Source organism: Alsobacter sp. KACC 23698 (genome assembly GCF_045348435.1).
Classification (GTDB): domain Bacteria; phylum Pseudomonadota; class Alphaproteobacteria; order Rhizobiales; family Beijerinckiaceae; genus Alsobacter.
The window spans coordinates 2,541,391-2,558,757 of record NZ_CP157484.1; the positions used below are offsets into that span (position 1 = coordinate 2,541,391).

Annotated in this window: 18 protein-coding genes; 12 read left to right on the top strand and 6 right to left on the bottom strand. The window is 68.8% G+C overall.

The window, feature by feature from the left end:
• The first annotated feature begins 2 nt into the window (after positions 1-2).
• A complete protein-coding gene (gene gltA / locus ABEG18_RS11825) occupies positions 3-1,289 on the top strand; it encodes a citrate synthase (RefSeq protein ID WP_406858255.1) in 1,287 nt (428 codons plus the stop codon).
• 64 nt (positions 1,290-1,353) lie between these two features.
• Positions 1,354-1,983, top strand: coding sequence for a pyridoxamine 5'-phosphate oxidase family protein (locus ABEG18_RS11830; protein ID WP_406858256.1), 630 nt, complete (start codon positions 1,354-1,356; stop codon positions 1,981-1,983).
• A 9-nt stretch (positions 1,984-1,992) separates the two neighbouring features.
• On the opposite strand, the gene ABEG18_RS11835 is transcribed toward ABEG18_RS11830, so the two are convergent.
• On the bottom strand, positions 1,993-2,259 hold the full coding sequence (locus ABEG18_RS11835) for a DUF3297 family protein (RefSeq protein ID WP_406858257.1): 267 nt from the start codon (positions 2,257-2,259) through the stop codon (positions 1,993-1,995).
• Positions 2,260-2,427: 168 nt separating this feature from the next.
• Between ABEG18_RS11835 and ABEG18_RS11840 the strand changes: the two genes are divergently transcribed.
• From ABEG18_RS11840 to ABEG18_RS11850, 3 genes are all read left to right on the top strand, one after another.
• Positions 2,428-2,751, top strand: a complete 324-nt coding sequence (locus tag ABEG18_RS11840) for a hypothetical protein (RefSeq protein ID WP_406858258.1) — start codon at positions 2,428-2,430, stop codon at positions 2,749-2,751.
• 37 nt (positions 2,752-2,788) lie between these two features.
• Positions 2,789-3,850, top strand: a complete 1,062-nt coding sequence (locus ABEG18_RS11845) for an ROK family protein (protein ID WP_406858259.1) — start codon at positions 2,789-2,791, stop codon at positions 3,848-3,850.
• A gap of 104 nt (positions 3,851-3,954) precedes the next feature.
• Entirely contained in the window at positions 3,955-4,485 is a 531-nt protein-coding gene (locus ABEG18_RS11850; RefSeq protein ID WP_406858260.1) for a GAF domain-containing protein, read from the top strand.
• Positions 4,486-4,585: 100 nt separating this feature from the next.
• Here the strand turns inward: ABEG18_RS11850 and ABEG18_RS11855 are convergent, their stop codons facing one another.
• On the bottom strand, positions 4,586-4,840 hold the full coding sequence (locus ABEG18_RS11855; protein ID WP_406858261.1) for a hypothetical protein: 255 nt from the start codon (positions 4,838-4,840) through the stop codon (positions 4,586-4,588).
• A 173-nt stretch (positions 4,841-5,013) separates the two neighbouring features.
• On the opposite strand from ABEG18_RS11855, the gene ABEG18_RS11860 reads away from it, so the two are divergent.
• Positions 5,014-6,219, top strand: a complete 1,206-nt coding sequence (locus ABEG18_RS11860; protein ID WP_406858262.1) for an ABC transporter substrate-binding protein — start codon at positions 5,014-5,016, stop codon at positions 6,217-6,219.
• A 77-nt stretch (positions 6,220-6,296) separates the two neighbouring features.
• On the opposite strand, the gene ABEG18_RS11865 is transcribed toward ABEG18_RS11860, so the two are convergent.
• Both ABEG18_RS11865 and ABEG18_RS11870 read right to left on the bottom strand, forming a co-directional pair.
• Entirely contained in the window at positions 6,297-7,067 is a 771-nt protein-coding gene (locus ABEG18_RS11865) for a hypothetical protein (RefSeq protein ID WP_406858263.1), read from the bottom strand.
• Between the two features lie 13 nt (positions 7,068-7,080).
• Positions 7,081-8,292 (bottom strand): TAXI family TRAP transporter solute-binding subunit, encoded by a 1,212-nt coding sequence (locus ABEG18_RS11870; RefSeq protein ID WP_406858264.1) that lies wholly within the window; start codon positions 8,290-8,292, stop codon positions 7,081-7,083.
• A 376-nt stretch (positions 8,293-8,668) separates the two neighbouring features.
• Between ABEG18_RS11870 and ABEG18_RS11875 the strand changes: the two genes are divergently transcribed.
• Positions 8,669-9,181: a DUF4142 domain-containing protein gene (locus tag ABEG18_RS11875; protein WP_406858265.1), complete on the top strand. Its 513-nt coding sequence runs from the start codon at positions 8,669-8,671 to the stop codon at positions 9,179-9,181.
• A gap of 63 nt (positions 9,182-9,244) precedes the next feature.
• On the opposite strand, the gene ABEG18_RS11880 is transcribed toward ABEG18_RS11875, so the two are convergent.
• Both ABEG18_RS11880 and ABEG18_RS11885 read right to left on the bottom strand, forming a co-directional pair.
• Positions 9,245-9,859 carry a cysteine hydrolase family protein gene (locus tag ABEG18_RS11880; protein WP_406858266.1) on the bottom strand — a complete coding sequence of 205 codons (615 nt, stop codon included), beginning with the start codon at positions 9,857-9,859 and terminating at the stop codon, positions 9,245-9,247.
• Positions 9,860-9,865: 6 nt separating this feature from the next.
• The gene (locus ABEG18_RS11885; protein WP_406858267.1) at positions 9,866-11,908 is read right to left on the bottom strand and encodes an NAD(+) synthase; all 2,043 of its coding nucleotides are present in this window, start codon (positions 11,906-11,908) and stop codon (positions 9,866-9,868) included.
• A 230-nt stretch (positions 11,909-12,138) separates the two neighbouring features.
• On the opposite strand from ABEG18_RS11885, the gene ABEG18_RS11890 reads away from it, so the two are divergent.
• The 5 genes from ABEG18_RS11890 (at position 12,139) to ABEG18_RS11910 (ending at position 17,317) form a co-directional block, all read left to right on the top strand.
• The gene (locus ABEG18_RS11890) at positions 12,139-13,089 is read left to right on the top strand and encodes an aldo/keto reductase (protein WP_406858268.1); all 951 of its coding nucleotides are present in this window, start codon (positions 12,139-12,141) and stop codon (positions 13,087-13,089) included.
• A gap of 20 nt (positions 13,090-13,109) precedes the next feature.
• Positions 13,110-13,673 carry a hypothetical protein gene (locus ABEG18_RS11895; RefSeq protein WP_406858269.1) on the top strand — a complete coding sequence of 188 codons (564 nt, stop codon included), beginning with the start codon at positions 13,110-13,112 and terminating at the stop codon, positions 13,671-13,673.
• Between the two features lie 75 nt (positions 13,674-13,748).
• Entirely contained in the window at positions 13,749-13,976 is a 228-nt protein-coding gene (locus ABEG18_RS11900) for a hypothetical protein (protein WP_406858270.1), read from the top strand.
• Positions 13,977-14,045: 69 nt separating this feature from the next.
• Positions 14,046-15,281: an ABC transporter substrate-binding protein gene (locus ABEG18_RS11905; RefSeq protein ID WP_406858271.1), complete on the top strand. Its 1,236-nt coding sequence runs from the start codon at positions 14,046-14,048 to the stop codon at positions 15,279-15,281.
• An 83-nt stretch (positions 15,282-15,364) separates the two neighbouring features.
• A complete protein-coding gene (locus ABEG18_RS11910) occupies positions 15,365-17,317 on the top strand; it encodes a heparinase II/III-family protein (protein WP_406858272.1) in 1,953 nt (650 codons plus the stop codon).
• The last annotated feature ends 50 nt before the right edge of the window (positions 17,318-17,367 follow it).

Consider the following 17,367-nt stretch of genomic DNA (forward strand, 5'->3'; position numbering starts at 1 on the left):
CCATGAGCGAGCCCGCCACCCTTTCGATCGCCGGAAAGACCCTCGAGATGTCCGTCAAGTCCGGTTCGATCGGGCCGAGCGTGGTGGATATCGCGAAGCTCTACGCCCAGACGGGGATGTTCACCTACGATCCGGGCTTCACCTCCACGGCGAGCTGCGAGTCCAAGATCACCTATATCGACGGTGACGAAGGCGTTCTGCTCTATCGCGGATACCCGATCGAGCAGCTGGCCGAGCACGGCGACTTCCTCGAGACCTGCTATCTCCTGCTCTACGGGGAGCTGCCGACCGCCGCCCAGAAGGCGGATTTCGATTATCGCGTCACGCGCCACACGATGGTGCATGAGCAGATGATGCGCTTCTTCCAGGGCTTCCGCCGCGACGCCCACCCCATGGCCGTGCTGGTCGCCAGCGTGGGCGCGCTCTCGGCCTTCTATCACGACTCCACCGACATCTCCGATCCGCAGCAGCGGATGATCGCCTCGATGCGGATGATCGCCAAGATCCCGACGCTCTCGGCCATGGCGTTCAAGTATTCGATCGGCCAGCCTTTCGTCTACCCGCAGAACAACCTCGACTACACGTCCAACTTCCTGCGCATGTGCTTTGCGGTCCCCTGCGAGGAGTACAAGGTCAACCCGGTGCTGTCGCGCGCGCTCGACCGCATCTTCATCCTGCACGCCGACCACGAGCAGAACGCCTCGACCTCGACGGTCCGCCTGGCGGGTTCGTCCGGGGCCAACCCCTTCGCCTGCATCGCGGCGGGCGTGGCCTGCCTGTGGGGACCGGCGCATGGCGGCGCCAACGAAGCGGCGCTGAAGATGCTGCAGGAGATCGGCTCGGTCGACCGCATCCCGCACTTTATCGCCCGCGCCAAGGACAAGAACGATCCGTTCCGCCTGATGGGCTTCGGCCATCGCGTGTACAAGAACTACGATCCGCGCGCCAAGATCATGCAGAAGACCACGCATGAAGTGCTCAACGAGCTCGGCATCAAGGACGATCCGCTGCTCGATGTCGCGCTCGAGCTGGAGCGCATCGCGCTGCATGACGAGTACTTCATCGAGAAGAAGCTCTATCCGAACATCGACTTCTACTCGGGCATCACCCTGAAGGCGATGGGCTTCCCCACCTCCATGTTCACGGTGCTGTTCGCGCTCGCCCGCACGGTCGGGTGGATCGCGCAGTGGAAGGAAATGATCGAGGATCCGTCCCAGCGCATCGGACGCCCGCGCCAGCTCTACACGGGCGCGCCCTCGCGCGAATACGTGTCGATCAACCAGCGCTGATCGAACGGGAAGGCGGGCTTCGGTCCGCCTTTCCTTTTTGTGGCGCGCGGGACGGGAGCACGGGATGGACAGCGCCGCCTTGGGGTCCTTCGTCACCTCCGTCGCACAGCTCGAGGCGCTCTATGGCGAGCGCGCGCCGGCCTCGCTGGTGAAGGTCTCCGACCACGTCACGGCGCATTACAGCGCCATGATCGAGGCCTCGCCCTTCGTGGCGCTCGCGACAAGCGGGCCGGAGGGCCTCGACTGCTCGCCCCGGGGCGACGTGAAGGGCTTCGTGCGCGTCCACGATCCCCGCACCCTGCTGATCCCCGACCGGCGCGGCAACAACCGCATCGATTCGCTCCAGAACATCGTGCGCGATCCACGCGTCGGGCTGCTGTTCCTCATCCCCGGCCTGGGCCAGACGCTGAGGGTCAACGGGCTCGGCCGGGTCTGCGTCGACCCGGCGCTCCTGGAGAGCTTCGCCGTGGACGGCAAGCCTCCCCGCTCCGTGGTGGTCGTCGCCGTGCAGGAGATCTATTTCCAGTGCGCCCGGGCCATCGTCCGGTCGCAACTGTGGAACCCGGACAGCCACGTCAGCGCCGAAGACCTGCCGACGCCGGGCGAGATCCTGGCGGCGATGACGCAGGGCGAGGTCGGCGGCCCGGCCTATGACGCGCAATGGCCCGAGCGCGCCAAGGCGTCGCTGTGGTGACGAGGCCCCTCAGGCCTTCGGCTCGGCGTCCGGCGCCAGGGCGGCGTTGAAATAGGGCTCGACAGGCCCCTTGAGCTTCACCGTCATCGGGTTGCCGAAGCGATCCTTCGACGCGCCGACGCTCAGCCGGACCCAGCCTTCGCTGACGCAATACTCCTCGACATTCGTCTTCTCGACGCCCTTGAAGCGGATGCCGACCCCGCGGCTCAGCACCGCCTCGTCGTAATAGGGGCTCGAAGGATTGACGGAGAGGCGGTCGGGCAACGTATCGGACATGGTGTCGCGGTCCTTTCGATGAGACTTTCCACGCAGACCTAATGGTTGCGGAGGCCGGCGCCAATCTCCGCCTTCGCGCCGCGGCGCCGAAGACGCCGCGACAGAACCTGGACCTGAACGGAAGGCCGCCTCGCGCGTTGTCGGTGCGGTCCACGGCATGAGGGTCGCATGCGCTTCTACAGCTTCTCCTTCGGCGAGATGACGGTGTCGGAGGGGGATCCCCAACGGCCCCAGACCATCGCCACCCAGGTCAATCTCGGCTTCCGCGAGTCGGAGACCACGCCCGTCCAGACCGTGACGCTGCGGATCCGCGCGCCTCACGACCCCTCAAAGACGTTCCAGGCGACCGAGGACGAGGCCTTCCGAATGGCGGGGGAACTGCTGCGCGCCGCCGCCGAATACTGCGAGGGGCGGGATTGGCGCCAGCTCGCCGAAGAGACCCGCGCCAACAAGTCGGTCGTCTTCACCCCGTCGCACACGCCCTCGAACTGACCGCGGACGCCCAGGGCGCCGGCCGGCGGAGACCCCCATGCCTGAAGATGCGCGCAACGGCCCTCATGGAGCCGACGATCTCCCTGCCGTCGTCATCGACAGCTACAACCTCGAGCTTCGCGGCAAGGAGGGCTTCCTGGGCGACCGCGCCAGCAAGCGCGCCTTCGCCGAGATCCTGGAGGACTGGCGGGAGCGGTTCCGCCAATACGAGGATGACCCGCTGGGCGACAAGCCGAGCGAGGAGATCGGCAAGAAGAAGCTGGAGGACGTGCTCCTGAACGGCGATCCGGACGGGGCCGGCCTCGTCCATGGCGCCATCGAGGATTTCGCCCAGGAACTGGCGGCCGTGACGCGCCGGTTCCTCAGGGCGAAAGGCTGGCAGGACACCCAGCGCATCGTCGTGGGCGGCGGCTTCCGGCAGGGCCGCATCGGCGAACTGGTGATCGGGCGGACCAATGGCTTGCTGAAGGGATCCGGGCACGAGGTGAAACTCACGCCCATCCGCCACCATCCCGATCACGCCGGGATCATCGGCTCCGTACAACTGGTGGCGCCCTGGACCCTCTCGGGCTATCAGGCGATCATCGGCGTCGACATCGGCGGCTCCAACATCCGCGCCGGCGTGGTGGAGTTGAACCTCAAATCGGCGCCGGACTTCGCCAAGGCGAAGGTCGTCGAGACGCAGCTGTGGCGCCACGCGGACGAGAGCCCGAAGCGCGACCAGGCCGTCGCGCGCCTCGTCGCCATGCTGGAAGACCTGATCGGCCGGGCCGGCAAGGCGAAGCTTCGCCTGGCGCCCTTCATCGGGGTGGGTTGCCCCGGCGTGATCGACCCGGACGGCTCCATCGACCGGGGGGGCCAGAACCTGCCTGGCGGCAACTGGGAGAGCGGCCGCTTCAACCTCCCCGCGGAGATCGCCAGGGCGATCCCGCAAGTGGGCGGGCACCAGACCGTCGTGGTCATGCACAATGATGCGGTCGTGCAGGGCCTGAGCCAGGTTCCCTTCATGCAGGACGTCGAGCGATGGGGCGTCCTGACCATCGGCACAGGGTTGGGCAACGCGCGTTTCAGCAATCGAAAGTCGTCGAAAGACAGCTGACGACACAACTATTGGTGGTATTACCTATCGCATTCCAACGAATGGCAGAGGCTCCGGTCGCGTGCAAAGGTGGCCTCCTCGCCGCTCCGTCCCACGGGCCCTTCATGTTCTCCGTTCCGGCCAACGAACAGGCCCGACTTACCGCCTTGGCCGCCCTGGAGATCCTCGACACGGGATCGTCGCCCGCTTTCGAACGAATCTGCCAGATCGCTCAGGAGCACTTCCACGTGCCTATGGTGATCGTCGGGTTCATGGACCGGGACAGAGTCTGGATGAAGGCCGCGCGGGGTCTGGCGCCGTCAAGCGTCCCGCGCGGAAATACGTTCTGCAGCGAGACCATCATGAACGACGAGGTGCTGGTGATCTGCGACACCCTGCGCGACCCGCGCTGGTCGCGCAGCCCCTTCGTGCAGAACCATCCGCACGTCCGGTTCTACGCCGGCGCGCCGATCATCTTCTCCTGCGGGGTTCGGCTCGGCACGGTCTGCCTGCTGGACACCAAGCCTCGCCCTTTCTCCAAGGCCGATGCGCTGGTGTTGAAGAACCTCGCCGACATCGCCGTGTCCGAGCTTCGCCTTTTGAAGGCGGGCCGGGTGGCCCGCGAGATGCTGTCTGAAAAGGCCTTCTGCGCCTAGTCCGTGCGGTGTTGCGACGGAAACAGCCTGCGCTAGGTCATGCGGATGTCGGACGGCTTGTGCGGAAAGCCGGATTCAACCTTGTCGCAGCATGCTCTGATCAGGCCGCCTTGCTCCGCGCCTGGTCGAGAGCGAGCCTGATGCAGGCCAGAGCCTCCTCGATGCCCTGCGCCTGGCTGGCGTAGGAGTAGGTTGGAAGCTCCATCTGCTTGACCTCCCGCAGGATGCGGTCGTTCAGGTCGTCCGCCGACCGGCTCACCGCCGGTTCCGAGGCGGCCTCGAACGCGACCCGCAAGGCCTCCATCATGGCCATGATGGTCACGGCGTCCGCCGCCAGGGTCGTGTCGTTGCGCATCGTTATCTCCTGATGCTCCCAGGCTGACCCATGTCGGTTAGCCGATGGTTACCGAACCGGGTTTTCCACCGCGTCCCTGTGCGTGTCGCGATGTTCACGACGCGCCGCAAGGCCCCTTCCCCACCGGGGCCGCGTTGGCCTAAGCTTCCCATCCCTTTGGGAGGAAAACAAAAATGAAGATCAAAAGCATGATGCTCGGCGTCGCGCTCGCGGCGCTCGCCGCAGGCTTCGCGCAAGCTCAGACATCCGTGAAGATCGGCGTTCTGAATGACCGCTCCGGGCTCTACGCCGACATCACCGGCGAGGGATCCGCCATCGCGGCCCGCATGGCGATCGAGGACTTCAAGGCCGCCGAGAAGGGCATCAAGGCGGAAGTCGTCGTCGCGGACCATCAGAACAAGCCCGACATCGGGGCCGCCATCGCCCGCCAGTGGTACGACCGCGACGGCGTCGACCTCATCGTCGACGTCCCGACCTCGTCCGTGGCCCTGGCCGTGTCGCAGATCACCCGGGAAAAGAACAAGGCCTACATCAACTCCGGCGGCGGCACGTCGGACCTGACCGGATCGCAGTGCTCGCCCAACACCGTCCACTGGACCTATGACACCTGGGCGTTGGCCAACGGCACCGGCACCGCCATGGTCCAGCGGGGCGGGAACACGTGGTTCTTCATCACGGCCGACTACGCCTTCGGCGCCGCGCTGGAGCGCGACGCATCGGCGCTCGTCACCAAGGCTGGCGGGAAGATCCTCGGCTCGGTCAAGCACCCGTTCCCGGGCTCGGATTTCTCCTCCTTCCTGCTGCAGGCGCAGGCCTCCGGCGCGAAGGTGGTGGCGCTCGCCAACGCCGGCGGCGACACCATCAACTCCGTCAAGCAGGCGGCCGAGTTCGGCATCGTCAAGGGCGGCCAGAGCATCGCCGGGCTTCTGGTGTTCATCTCCGACGTGCGCTCGCTGGGCCTGAACGTGGCCCAGGGCCTCGTGCTGACGGAATCCTTCTATTGGGACAACAACGACTCCACCCGCGCGTGGTCCAAGCGCTTCGCCGAAAAGGCCGGCGGCAAGATGCCGTCCATGGTTCAGGCCGGCGTCTATGCGGGCGTTCTCCACTATCTGAAGACGGTCGAAGCGCTGAAGAGCAAGGACGACGGCGCCAAGGTCATCGCCAAGATGAAAGAGATCCCCACGGACGACCCGCTGTTCGGCAAGGGCTCGATCCGGGCGGACGGCCGCAAGATCCACGACATGTACCTGTTCGAGGTCAAGAAGCCGTCGGAGTCGAAGGGCGAGTGGGACGTCTACAAGACGCTGGCCACCATCCCGGCCGACAAGGCCTTCCGCCCGATGTCGGAGGGCGGCTGCCCGATGATCAAGGGCTGATCCGAAGCCCGCGACGCTGAAAGGGCCCCCTCCGGATCCGGCGGGGGCCCTTTTTCATGCAGACTGTCTGGCGATCGTCACGGACCGGCGCGCAGGGTCTTGGCCTTGTCGTACCACGCCGCGGCCACGGACGCGTCAGGCTCCAGCCCGACGACCGGCAGCTTGGCGAGCACGTCCGGATCATAAGATCGCGCCATGCCGATCGCCCCGCGCGCGTCGCCAGCCAGAGCCACGCGCTCGAAATAGCGGCGCGCCGCCGCGATGTCGCCGGCCTGCAGCTTGCCTTCGCCCCGCTCCAGATCGGACAGGACCTCCTCGCCGCTGAGGTGAAGGCTCCCCGTCTCGATCGCCCCCACGGCCGGCGCCGCCGCCGGACCGGCGGTCGGAGACGCAGCCGGAACCGGCGCGGGAGCGGGGGCGGGCGCCGGGACCGGAGCCGGCGCAGGCTCGATGGCCGCGCGCATGTCCGGAGCGGGCGCGGCCGGCGCGGTGGGCTCAGGCTTCGCCGCGACAGGTTCCTGCGAGGCGCCGGAGGGCGACGACGGCCTGACGTCCACGACGCGCGGCGCCGGCTCCGGCGCCCGCTCCGCCACCGGAGCCTGGGCGACCGGACGCGAGGGGCTCGTCGACGGGATGGGATCGGACGGGGCCGGCGCGCGGTCGGCCGGGGTCAGCACCGAGACGGTCAGCGTGGCCAGGCCCGCCGCGATCACGGCCAGGCCGCCCGCCGCCAGGAACGGCGTCAGCGCGCGGACGCCGGTGGCGCCAGCTTGCCGGCGCAGCGGCGCGGGCTTGACCTCGCCCGCGCCGAGCGGAGCGTCCGGATCGCGCAGATCAGTGTCCAGCATCCTCTTCATCTCCTCAGCGTCCTGCGGAGGCCGATCGCTCGGCCTGCGGGCGGACCTTGATCTGCGACTGCACCCACAGCTGGGCCGTCTTCAACCGCCGCACGCGGTCGACCGCCGCCGCGAGGTTGGTCTCCTTCCATTTCGGGTGCCGCCCCTCGCGCAGCAGGCCCGGGAAGCGCTCGAACAGCGTCTTGGCCGCAGCGGTGAGCTCTTTCTGCCGGGGCGAACTCTCGCGCCACCATGGGGCCACCAGCACCGCGTCGGCGGCCACCGTCTCGACCCGTTCCCCGGGCCGCACCCAAGCGGGATAGTCGGCGGCCGTGAAGCTCGACGGATCATAGGCCTCGCCGACGCCTTTGTAGGAGACGGCCACGAGGTGCGCGCCGGTTCCGGCGTCGAGTTGCGCCAGCGGGGCGAAGGGCTTGGGAGCGAGCAGCATGAAGGCTGCGGCCCTGCCCTCCCGCAGATCTGTGGCCGCGTCGTCCAGCGAGCCGTGCAGGGCGACCACCTCGACGCCGCGCGCCTGCAGCGCCGCCCGGGCGACCGCTTCCGTGTCGCTCCCCGGCGGGCCCAGATGGACAGGCTTGCCGGCCAGATCCTCGATGCGCGTCACGTCGGCTCCGGCGACGACGTGCAGTTCCTCGCCGAACAGCTTGGCCACCTGCACGAGCTTCTCGGCGTTCGCGGCCGCCAGCACCGGGGCCGAGACCACAGCCATGTCGACGCCCGGGATCGTCAGCAGGTCCTTGAGCGCCGCATTGCGTCCGCTGACCGCGTCGACCTTGGTCTCCGGCCCCAGGACCGCGCCGAGATCGGCGACGATCGCCTCGCGCCCCGGCCCCGGCCCGGTGAGGATCCTGAGCTTGCCCGGCTCCGCCTGTTCGTCCGGCCCTGGCCGGGATGCGGAAGCGGCCTGCCGCTGCGGGGCTGTCGATCCCGTCTCGTCGCCGGGCTGAGCCGCGTCTCCGCCCTGGCTTGCCTGCGCGTGGGCCGTACGGCGACGGCCGGCCTTGCCGGCGGGCTGGTCGCTCGCGGCGGCGCGCGCCGGAGCGGCGCCAGACGCGGCCTGGGACGAGCCGGGGGGATTGCGGTCCCCGCCGAGGCCCTTGAAGAGCTGGCAGAGGGCGTTGCAGGTCTCGGGAGAGGTCGGCTGAGCGGGCGCGGTCTGCGCCGAAGCCGCGGAGGCGGCGCCGACCAGCACGGCGGCGAGCCACACGCGGGTCATCGATCTCATTCTGAATCCTAAGGGTTGTCGAAGGGGACGGCGTCCATCCCCCTTGATGCCGAGGTCTAACTTGCTGCTGAATTGGGCCAGACTTGGTCCAAATCAGCGATGCTTGATGGCATTCGCCCCTCGTCAGCCGGTTCGGTCGTGAATCGTCCAGCTTCGCCGTTCAGCAATGTCCGGCGCCGCGGGCTCGAAGCCTGAACGCGGCGTGACATCAACAGGCGCTGACCTGGGTCCGGACGCGCCTCGACCCTGTGTCACACCGCGGAATCTGGAACCACCGCCTCGGCGCTGTCGTTCCACAGCATCGATGCCGCCAACCTCGGCAGAACGCGACGCCTCACTCCCGACGCGACCTCAGGAGAATGCAACCATGTCTCGGATTTCGATTCTCGGACTCACCGCCTCGCTCGCCCTCGCGCTGTCGGCTCCCGCCGCGCTGGCCAAGGATCCCCCCAGCAAGGCGTTCATCACCAAGGCCATCCAGGGCAACATGGCGGAAGTGTCCATGGGCCAGCTGGCGCAGCAGAACGGCCAAAGCGACGCCGTGAAGAGCTACGGCCAGATGCTGGCCACCGACCACGGCGCCGCCAACCAGAAGGCGACCGCCGTCGCCCAGCAGATGGGCGTCACGCCGCCCACCGAGCCGACGAAGCAGCAGAAGGCCGACTACCAGAAGATGTCCAAGATGAACGGGGCCGCCTTCGACAAGGCCTTCGCCAAGCACATGGTCACCGATCACAAGAAGGACATCGCCGAGTACCAGAAGGCCTCCAAGATGAAGGGCGACCCGGCCGGCGACTACGCCAGCCAGACTCTCCCTGACCTGCAAAAGCACCTCGAGGCGGCGCAGTCGCTGGACAAGAACGCCGGCAAGTCGATGTGACCGGCTGAACGCCGGAATGATGCGCGAAGCCCCGGTCGACGCCGGGGCTTCATGCTGTCGGGGCTACGTCCAGGCGTCGCGGATGGTCTGGACGGTCGCCGTCTCCACCTGCTGGCCATAGCGCTGGTGGTAGAGCGTCATCATGGCGTCATGCGCCTCGTCTGAGGAACTGCACAGGGCGTCGGTGGCCACCACGACCCGGTAGCCGCGGTCCAAGCCCCCCAGGACGGCGGCGAGCACGCAGACATCCGTCTCTCCCCCGCTCACCACGATGGCGTCCGCCCCGCGTCGCTGCAGCCTGCTCTCGAGGTCGCTGTCGATCCAGGGCGAATAGACCTGCTTGTCGAGGATCTCGCCGGGGGGCGTGAAGGCTCGCAGATCCGGGACCAGGTCGATCATGGCCCGGCCGATCCGCTCCAGCGTCACATCCGCCCATCGCTCGTAATAGCGCTTCCAGGTCCCCTGCCCGATTCCGGGCCGCTCGACCGGGATGAACCGGGTGAAGATCGCGGCGTCGGGCTTGTGGGCGGCGAGCTCGACGACCTTTGGCAGGACCTTCGGCATCCAGGGCGTCCGCCAGGGGGTGTCCTCGGCGAAGAGGCGCTGCATGTCGACGCACAGATGGACGGTGGTCCTGGGCGACAGCGGCCCGTAGCTCAGCTCGTCTTTCTTCCCCATGCAGCCTCAGTCTTTCGGAACGTTGCGCTCGAGTTCGTCCAGCCACGCCGTGGCGTTGCCGTCCGACGGGGCACGCCAGTCGCCGCGCGGCGACAGGGAGCCGCCGGCCACGACCTTGGGACCATTGGGCATGGCCGAGCGCTTGAACTGGCTGAAGCCGAAGAACCGGCGGATGAACACCTCCAGCCAGCGCCGGATCTCGGGAAGGTCGTGCGCCCTCCGGCGGTCGTCCGGGAATCCCGGCGGCCAGGAGCCCGCCGACGCGTCGCGCCAGGCGTGCTGCGCCAGGAAGGCGATCTTGGACGGCCGAAAGCCGTAGCGCAGCGTGTAGAACAGGTTGAAGTCCTGCAGCTCGTAGGGGCCCACCTTGGCCTCGGTGCTCTGCGGCTTCTCGCCCGCCTCGACCGGGACGAGTTCGGGCGAGATCTCCATCGCCAGGATGGAGTCGAGCACCCGCCCGACGCTCGCGTCGAACTGCCCGGACGAGATCACCCAGCGGATCAGGTGCTGGATCAGCGTCTTGGGCACGCCGGAATTGACGTCGTAGTGGGACATCTGGTCCCCCACCCCGTAGGTGCACCAGCCGAGGCCGAGTTCGGAGAGGTCGCCCGTGCCGATCACCATGCCGTCATGCTGGTTGGCGAGACGGAAGAGATAGTCGGTCCGCAGGCCCGCCTGCACATTCTCGAAGGTGACGTCGTAGACCGCCTCGCCCCTGGCGAAGGGATGGTCCATGTCGGTCAGCATCTGGCGGGCGGCCGGGCGAATGTCGAGCTCGCTCCAGCTCACCCCGAGCGAAGCCATCAGCGCCAGCGCGTTCGCCTTGGTCTCGTCGCCGGTGGCGAAGCCCGGCATCGTATAGGCGAGGATGTCGGTGCGCGGCCGCTTCAACAGGTCCATCGCCTTGGCGACCACGATGAGCGCCTGGGTCGAATCGAGGCCGCCCGACACCCCGATCACCGCGCGCTTCACGCCCGTCGCCGAGAGACGCTGCACCAACCCCGCGACCTGGATGTTATAGGCCTCGTAGCAGTCCTGGGCGAGGCGGGCCGGATCGGCCGGCACGAACGGAAACCGCTCGACGCGCCGCCTCAAGCCCACATCGTCGCGGCTGGCCCCGAGCTCGAAGGCGACCCGGCGGAAGGCCTCGACCTGCGGGTGCAGGCGGCGATTGTCGTCGAATGTGCCCTGCCGGGCGCGCTCCTGCCGCAACAGGTCGAGATCGACATCCGCCACGACCATCTGGTCGCCGGCCGGGAAGCGCTCGCTTTCGGCCAGCAGGACGCCGTTCTCGTAGATCGAGGTCTGTCCGTCCCAGGCAAGGTCCGTCGTGGATTCCCCCGCGCCGGCCGCGGCGTACAGATAGGCCGCGAGGCACCGGGCCGACTGGGCGCATGACAGCTGGGCCCGCGTCTGCGCCTTCGCGATCGTGATGTTGCTGGCGGAGAGATTGGCCAGCACGGTCGCGCCCGCCAGCGCCCCGAAGCAGCTTGGCGGCGCCGGCACCCAGAGGTCCTCGCAGATCTCCGCATGCACGACGAGCCCTGGCAGGTCCGACGCCTCGAACACCAGGTCCGGTCCGAACGGCGCCTCCTGGCCGGCGAGCCGGATCGATCCGCCTTCCGCGCCCTGCCCCGACGCGAAATGGCGCTTCTCGTAGAATTCGCGGTAGTTGGGCAGGTGGACCTTCGGGACGACGCCCAGGAGCCTCCCCCGGTGGATCGCCAGCGCCGTGTTGTAGAGCCTGCCGCGCCAGCGCAGCGGCGCGCCCACCAGCATCAGGGTCTGGAGGCCGCGGGAGCCGTCGAGGAGGACGGATACGGCCCGCTCCACCGCGTCCAGGAGCGGGTCCTGGAGGAGCAGGTCGTCGATGGCGTAGCCCGACAGGGCGAGCTCCGGAAACACCGCCACCGCCACAGACTGCGCGTCGCAGTGCTTCAGGGACCCGAGCAGCACCTCGGCGTTGGCGAGCGGATCGGCCAGGCGAACCCGCGTCGTGCAGGCCGCCACGCGGGCGAACCCATGCTGGTAGAGGGACTGAAAGGTCATGCCGCCATCACTCCTGTCCGAAGCGCCAGCCGGCGCGTTCGGTTCCGGACCTCGCGCCAGCGTACGCCGGCCGGCCATCGGCGGGCGCGCCGCGCCCCGGGCCGAGACTCGCCTTCTACTCATCTTGAGCAAAAGAATATAGGGCCGGGAGGGGGTGAAGAGAAGCCGTCGATGCGCCATGTTCGGCGGCGCGGGCCTTCATGCGCCGCGCACGACCACAAGGATGCACCATGCAGTCGCGCCAGCTCGGACAGTCCGCCCTCTCCGTCCCGCCCTTGTGCCTCGGGGGCAATGTCTTCGGCTGGACCATCGACGAGACGCGATCCTTCGAGGTGCTCGACGCGGCCTTCGAGGCCGGACTGCGCTTCATCGACACCGCGGACGTCTACTCGCGCTGGGCGCCCGGCCACAGCGGCGGCGAGTCCGAGACCATCATCGGCGCCTGGATGAAGGCCCGCCGCAACCGCGACCAGATCGTGCTGGCCACCAAGGTGGGCATGGACATGGGCGACGGCAAAGCGGGGCTGGCCCCGGCCTATATCCGCTCGGCCGTCGACGCCTCGCTTCGGCGGCTCCAGACCGACCGGATCGATCTCTACCAGGCGCACAAGGACGACCCCGCGACCCCGCAGGCCGAAACGCTGGCCGCCTTCGCCGAACTGGTCACGTCCGGCAAGGTCCGGGTCATCGGCGCCTCGAACTTCTCGCCGGAGCGCTTCACCGAGGCGCTGGACATCTCCGAGACGCAGGGCCTCCCCCGCTACGAGACGATGCAGCCCGAATACAATCTCTACACGCGCTCCGACTACGAAGGCGGACTGGAGCCGATCTGCCTCGCCCGCCATGTGGGGGTGATCCCCTTCTTCGGCCTGGCGGCCGGGTTCCTGACCGGCAAGTACCGATCCGAGGCGGATCTGGGCAAGAGCCCCCGCGGCGAGCGCAGCATCGCCCGCTATCTGAACGAGCGCGGGTTCAAGATCCTGGCCGCGCTGGACAAGGTCGCCGAGCGCCGCGCCGCGACGCCCGCCCGGATCGCCCTAGCGTGGCAGATCGCCCGCCCCAGCATCACCGCCCCCATCGCGAGCGCCACCAGCGTCGAGCAGGTTCGCGAACTTGCCGCCGCCACCGCGCTTCGCCTCGCCGACGAGGACATCCGCGAACTCGACCAGGCGAGCGGCTGAACCGGGTGACAGAGCGCCGCATGACCATGGGCCCCGAGGATCCGATCCGCCCGGACGCTCCGCCCGGCGAGCCGCCGGCGCCCCGGCGGCCGCTGGTCGTGCGCGTGCTGCTCGACGTCCTGGTCGTGCCTTTCGTCATCTTCGACGAGATCGTGCGGCCGCTCTTCGCGCCTCTCATCCGCGCCCTTCAGGCGCTGGCGCTGGTCCAGCGCATGGAGCGGGCCGTCGCGGCGCTGCCGCGCTATGCGATCCTGGCCGTCTTCGTCGTTCCCTTCCTGATCGCCGAGCCGCTCAAGATCCTCGGTCTCTACTGGCTGGGGACCGGGCATGTGCGGGTCGCCATCCCGACTTTGATCCTGGCGCATGGGGCGACGTTCCTGATCGTGGAGCGCATCTTCGACGCCGGGCGGGACAAGCTGATGACCATCGGGTGGTTCGCCCGCATCATCACGGTCGTGTTCCGCGTGCGCGACGCCGCGCTGGCCTGGGTGCGGTCGAGCCGCGCCTGGAAAACCGTCCGCGAGTATGGACGGCGCCTGCGCCTGCGCGTCCGGGAGATCGCCGCGCGATGGAAAAGCGCATGACTGAGCCCGCGAGGTTTGCTCTTTTTTAAGTACGAACCCCGACAGTGTTGGAGACCATCAGCCAGGCTCGCCCCCATGTCCCTCGCCAAGCAGATCGCCGCAACAGCGCTCCTCGTGGGCCTTGTGTATTGGATCTCTCCGCTTCGGTTCGGACAGAGCGCGTCAGGCCCCGGCTGCGGCCGCGATCAGATCGGCTGCCTCATCGCGGCGACGGATCCCGACGAGCGCGATCCCGTCACCACGGGCAGCGTGCCGCGCGGCGCCCGGGCGAACGCCCCGAAGCGGACCTCGTTCTCCCACTGAACGGCGATGCGCTAGCCAAGGATCAGCGAAAGTGATTTAGGATCCGCCCGAAATTCGGGAGGATCGACCGTGAGACAGCGCCAGAATTCGGGATTGAACCGTCGCCATTTCGTCGCCGCCGCCGCAGCGGCGACATTGTCCGCCCCGGCGATCGTCCGGGCCCAGGCCCCGGTCCTGAAGGTCGGCGTGATGCTGCCGCGGTCCGGCTTCTTCGCGCAGGCGGGCCAGAGCTGTCACCGCGGCGCGCTCGCCGCCCCCAAGGTGCTGGCCGATCTCGGCTACAAGGTCGAACTCGTCCACATCGACACGGAATCCTCAGCCGACATCGCCCGCACCCAGGCGGAGCGCGCCGTCAATGACGGGGTCCACTGCCTGGTCGGAGCCTTCGACTCCGGCCACACGCTGGCCATCGCGCAGGTGGCCGAACAGCGCCAGGTGCCGCTGATCTGCAACATCGCCGCCGCTCCCCAGCTCACCGAACAGGGCTACAAATACCTCGTCCGCAACTTCCAGACCGGCGGGGCGCTCGTCACCAACGGCCTGCGGCTGATCAAGACGATCTCCGAGGCCACGAAGGTGGACTTCAAGTCGGCCGTGTTCCTGCACGCGAACGACACCTTCGGCACGGCCCAGCGCCAGGCCATGGACGCGATCTTCCCGAAGCAGAACATGCCGTTCCCGCTGACGGAGAGCATCGCCTACGATCCCAAGGCGCAGGACCTCTCCGTCGAGGTCACCAAGATGCGCTCGCTGAACCCCGACCTCGTGATGGTGGTCAGCCGCGCTGGCGACGCCATCAAGCTCGTGCGCGACATGGTGCGCCAGCGCTTCGAGCCCAAGGCGATCATCTCTCCCGGCTCGCCCGGCCTCTATGACGAGGAGTTCTACCAGGCGCTCGGACCGCTGGCCGACTACCTGATGTTCAACCTGCCCTGGGCCAACCCAAAATCGGACATGACCCAGGCGCTGGAGGCCTCCTTCAAGCAGGCCAACCCCAACAACCGCTTCGCGGTGGACTGCTTCAACGCCGGCTTCACCTTCGAGGCGATCCTGGTCGCCGCCGACGCCTTCAAGCGCGCCGGCGCGACCGCCGGTCCCGCCCTGATGGACGCCGTCAGGCAGACCAAGATCGAGAAGCACGTCATGATCGGCGGTCCGATCCAGTTCGACGAGAAGGGCAACAACCCCAATATCGGCTCCGCCGCCGTCCAGAATCGCGGGCGCACCCCCACGGTGGTGCTGCCCTCCGAGGTCGCGACCGAGGCGCCCGTGCTGCCGATGCCGAGCTGGCAGGGCCGCAAGTAAAAGGCCTACCTGCTCGCAACGCGGGCGTTAGGCTGAATTTCACGCAAAGCGAGGATCGTCTCGGCTCGGCCGGAGGATCGCGCGTGAAGTTCAACCGCCTGGGATGGTACGTCCAGCGCTTGCGCGCGATGGGCCCGGCCGAGGTCGCGCACCGGGTCGCCGAGCAGGCGAAGCGGGCAAGGTGGCGCGGCGACCGGCGAGGCTGGGCCGCGTTCGACGTCGGCGACGGCCCTCTGGAGAGCCTCGCCGCCTTCGGTGACGTCCTGAGAAGGCCCTGGCCCGCCGAGGTGGAGGCTGCGACGCGGTCCGCCGCCGCCCGGACCCGCGCGGGAACGCTGGAGCTCCTCGGCGTGCCGGTGGCGGCGGGCGCCTACGCTCCGGGCCTCTGGGCGCTGGATCCCGTCTCGGGCCGCCCCTGGTCGAGCCCGGACGCGTACTGCTTCGACGTCCCGTTCCGCAACGGCGACGGACGTGGCGACGTGAAGTTCGTGTTCGAGCTGAACCGTCTGCAGATGCTCCACCCGGTGGCGGCCCTGGCCATCCGCGACGGGGATGGGGACGCCGCCCGGTTCTGCCTGGACGTCGTGCTGTCCTGGATGGAGGCCAATCCGCCCTTCCGGGGGATCAACTGGCTCTCCGGCATCGAGCTCGCGCTGCGGCTGGTCTCGCTGGGCCTGGTCGTCGCGGCCGCTGCGCCGCATCTCGCAGCCGCCGAGCGGCGCCGGTTGCGCAGCGCGGTGGCGGCGCATGGGTTCTGGCTCGCCCGCTACCCGTCGCTGCACTCCTCAGCCAACAACCACCACGTGGCGGAGTCGCTGGGCCTCCTGGTCGCGGGCCTGCTCGCCCCGGATCTGCCGGCCGCGCCCGCATGGCGCGCCCAGGGCCGGCGCGGCCTCCTCGATGCGGCGAAAGACCAATTCCACGCGGACGGCTGGGGCGCCGAGCAGACGCCGACCTACACGGCCTTCACGCTGGAGATGCTGGCCCTGGGCGGCCTCGTCCTCAGGAACGAACGCGACCCCTACCCTGCCGAAACCTGGGCCTTGATCGGAAAAGCCGCCGCGGCGCTCCGCAGCGTCACCGACCAGAACGGGCAGGCGCCGCGCATCGGCGACGACGACGAAGGCCGTGTCCTGGCCTGCCCGCCGGATCGCGAGCCGCGCTATCCCGCATCGGTGTCGGCGGCCCTCTCCGGCCTGATCGGCGAGCCCGCTTTGGCGCCGGAAGCCCGGGACCCGCATTGGCGCGACCTCCTGTTCGCCAGCCCCGGCCCAGGCCGCTCCCTTCAGGGCGTGGCGCATTACCCCGATGGCGGCATAACGGTGATCCACGACCGGATCGCCGGACGCCGCGCCATGGTGGCCTTCGACCATGGGCCGCTGGGCTTCCTCTCCATCGCGGCGCACGGGCACGCGGACGCGCTGGCGCTCTGGTTGCACCTCGATGGCGAGCCCGTGCTCGTCGATGCCGGGACCTATCTGTATTCCGGCGGCGGCGCGATCCGGGAGGCGCTGCGCGCAACCGCGAGCCACAACGTCCTCACCATCGATGGCGCCTCGCAGAGCGCGACGGCGGGTCCGTTCAACTGGCGGACCAAGGCCTGCACGCGCCTGGAGCGCCTGCAGCGCGGGGACGCATGGTCGATCTCAGCCTCCCATGACGGCTACGCCGCGCGCTTCGGCTATCGCCACGAACGGACCATCGCCCGTACGGCGCAGGGCTTCGCGGTCTTGGATCGCCTGATCGGCGACGGCCCTCGCCGCCCGGTCGAGATCCGTTTCCACCTGCGCCCGGACCTCGCCGTCGCCATCGACCGGGGCGTCGCGACCGTGAGCGGGTCCGGCGGACCTTTGGCGGCGATCCGCTGCCCCGGCGAGGCGGCCCTCTCCCTCGTCAAGGGCGTGGACGGGACGCCGCCCTTCTGCTCGCCGGCTTTCGGCGTCCTTCGTTCCGGCCAGGAGTTCGTGGCCTCCAGCCACACCGAGGCGCTCAAGGCGGGCCTCGTCACGCAGGTCGAGATCCTTCCCGCCGGCTGAGCGCACTGTGCCATTTGAGGGCGCCCGCCTCCGGCCCGGACCTTGCGATC

Coding starts and splice junctions, on each gene's coding strand:
- ABEG18_RS11845 (WP_406858259.1), top strand. CDS start 2,789: ATGCCTGAAGATGCGCGCAACGGCCCTCATGGAGCCGACGATCTCCCT.
- ABEG18_RS11865 (WP_406858263.1), bottom strand. CDS start 7,067: ATGCTGGACACTGATCTGCGCGATCCGGACGCTCCGCTCGGCGCGGGC.
- ABEG18_RS11880 (WP_406858266.1), bottom strand. CDS start 9,859: ATGGGGAAGAAAGACGAGCTGAGCTACGGGCCGCTGTCGCCCAGGACC.
- ABEG18_RS11875 (WP_406858265.1), top strand. CDS start 8,669: ATGTCTCGGATTTCGATTCTCGGACTCACCGCCTCGCTCGCCCTCGCG.
- gltA (WP_406858255.1), top strand. CDS start 3: ATGAGCGAGCCCGCCACCCTTTCGATCGCCGGAAAGACCCTCGAGATG.
- ABEG18_RS11860 (WP_406858262.1), top strand. CDS start 5,014: ATGAAGATCAAAAGCATGATGCTCGGCGTCGCGCTCGCGGCGCTCGCC.
- ABEG18_RS11885 (WP_406858267.1), bottom strand. CDS start 11,908: ATGACCTTTCAGTCCCTCTACCAGCATGGGTTCGCCCGCGTGGCGGCC.
- ABEG18_RS11870 (WP_406858264.1), bottom strand. CDS start 8,292: ATGACCCGCGTGTGGCTCGCCGCCGTGCTGGTCGGCGCCGCCTCCGCG.
- ABEG18_RS11890 (WP_406858268.1), top strand. CDS start 12,139: ATGCAGTCGCGCCAGCTCGGACAGTCCGCCCTCTCCGTCCCGCCCTTG.
- ABEG18_RS11835 (WP_406858257.1), bottom strand. CDS start 2,259: ATGTCCGATACGTTGCCCGACCGCCTCTCCGTCAATCCTTCGAGCCCC.
- ABEG18_RS11895 (WP_406858269.1), top strand. CDS start 13,110: ATGACCATGGGCCCCGAGGATCCGATCCGCCCGGACGCTCCGCCCGGC.
- ABEG18_RS11850 (WP_406858260.1), top strand. CDS start 3,955: ATGTTCTCCGTTCCGGCCAACGAACAGGCCCGACTTACCGCCTTGGCC.
- ABEG18_RS11900 (WP_406858270.1), top strand. CDS start 13,749: ATGTCCCTCGCCAAGCAGATCGCCGCAACAGCGCTCCTCGTGGGCCTT.
- ABEG18_RS11840 (WP_406858258.1), top strand. CDS start 2,428: ATGCGCTTCTACAGCTTCTCCTTCGGCGAGATGACGGTGTCGGAGGGG.
- ABEG18_RS11855 (WP_406858261.1), bottom strand. CDS start 4,840: ATGCGCAACGACACGACCCTGGCGGCGGACGCCGTGACCATCATGGCC.
- ABEG18_RS11830 (WP_406858256.1), top strand. CDS start 1,354: ATGGACAGCGCCGCCTTGGGGTCCTTCGTCACCTCCGTCGCACAGCTC.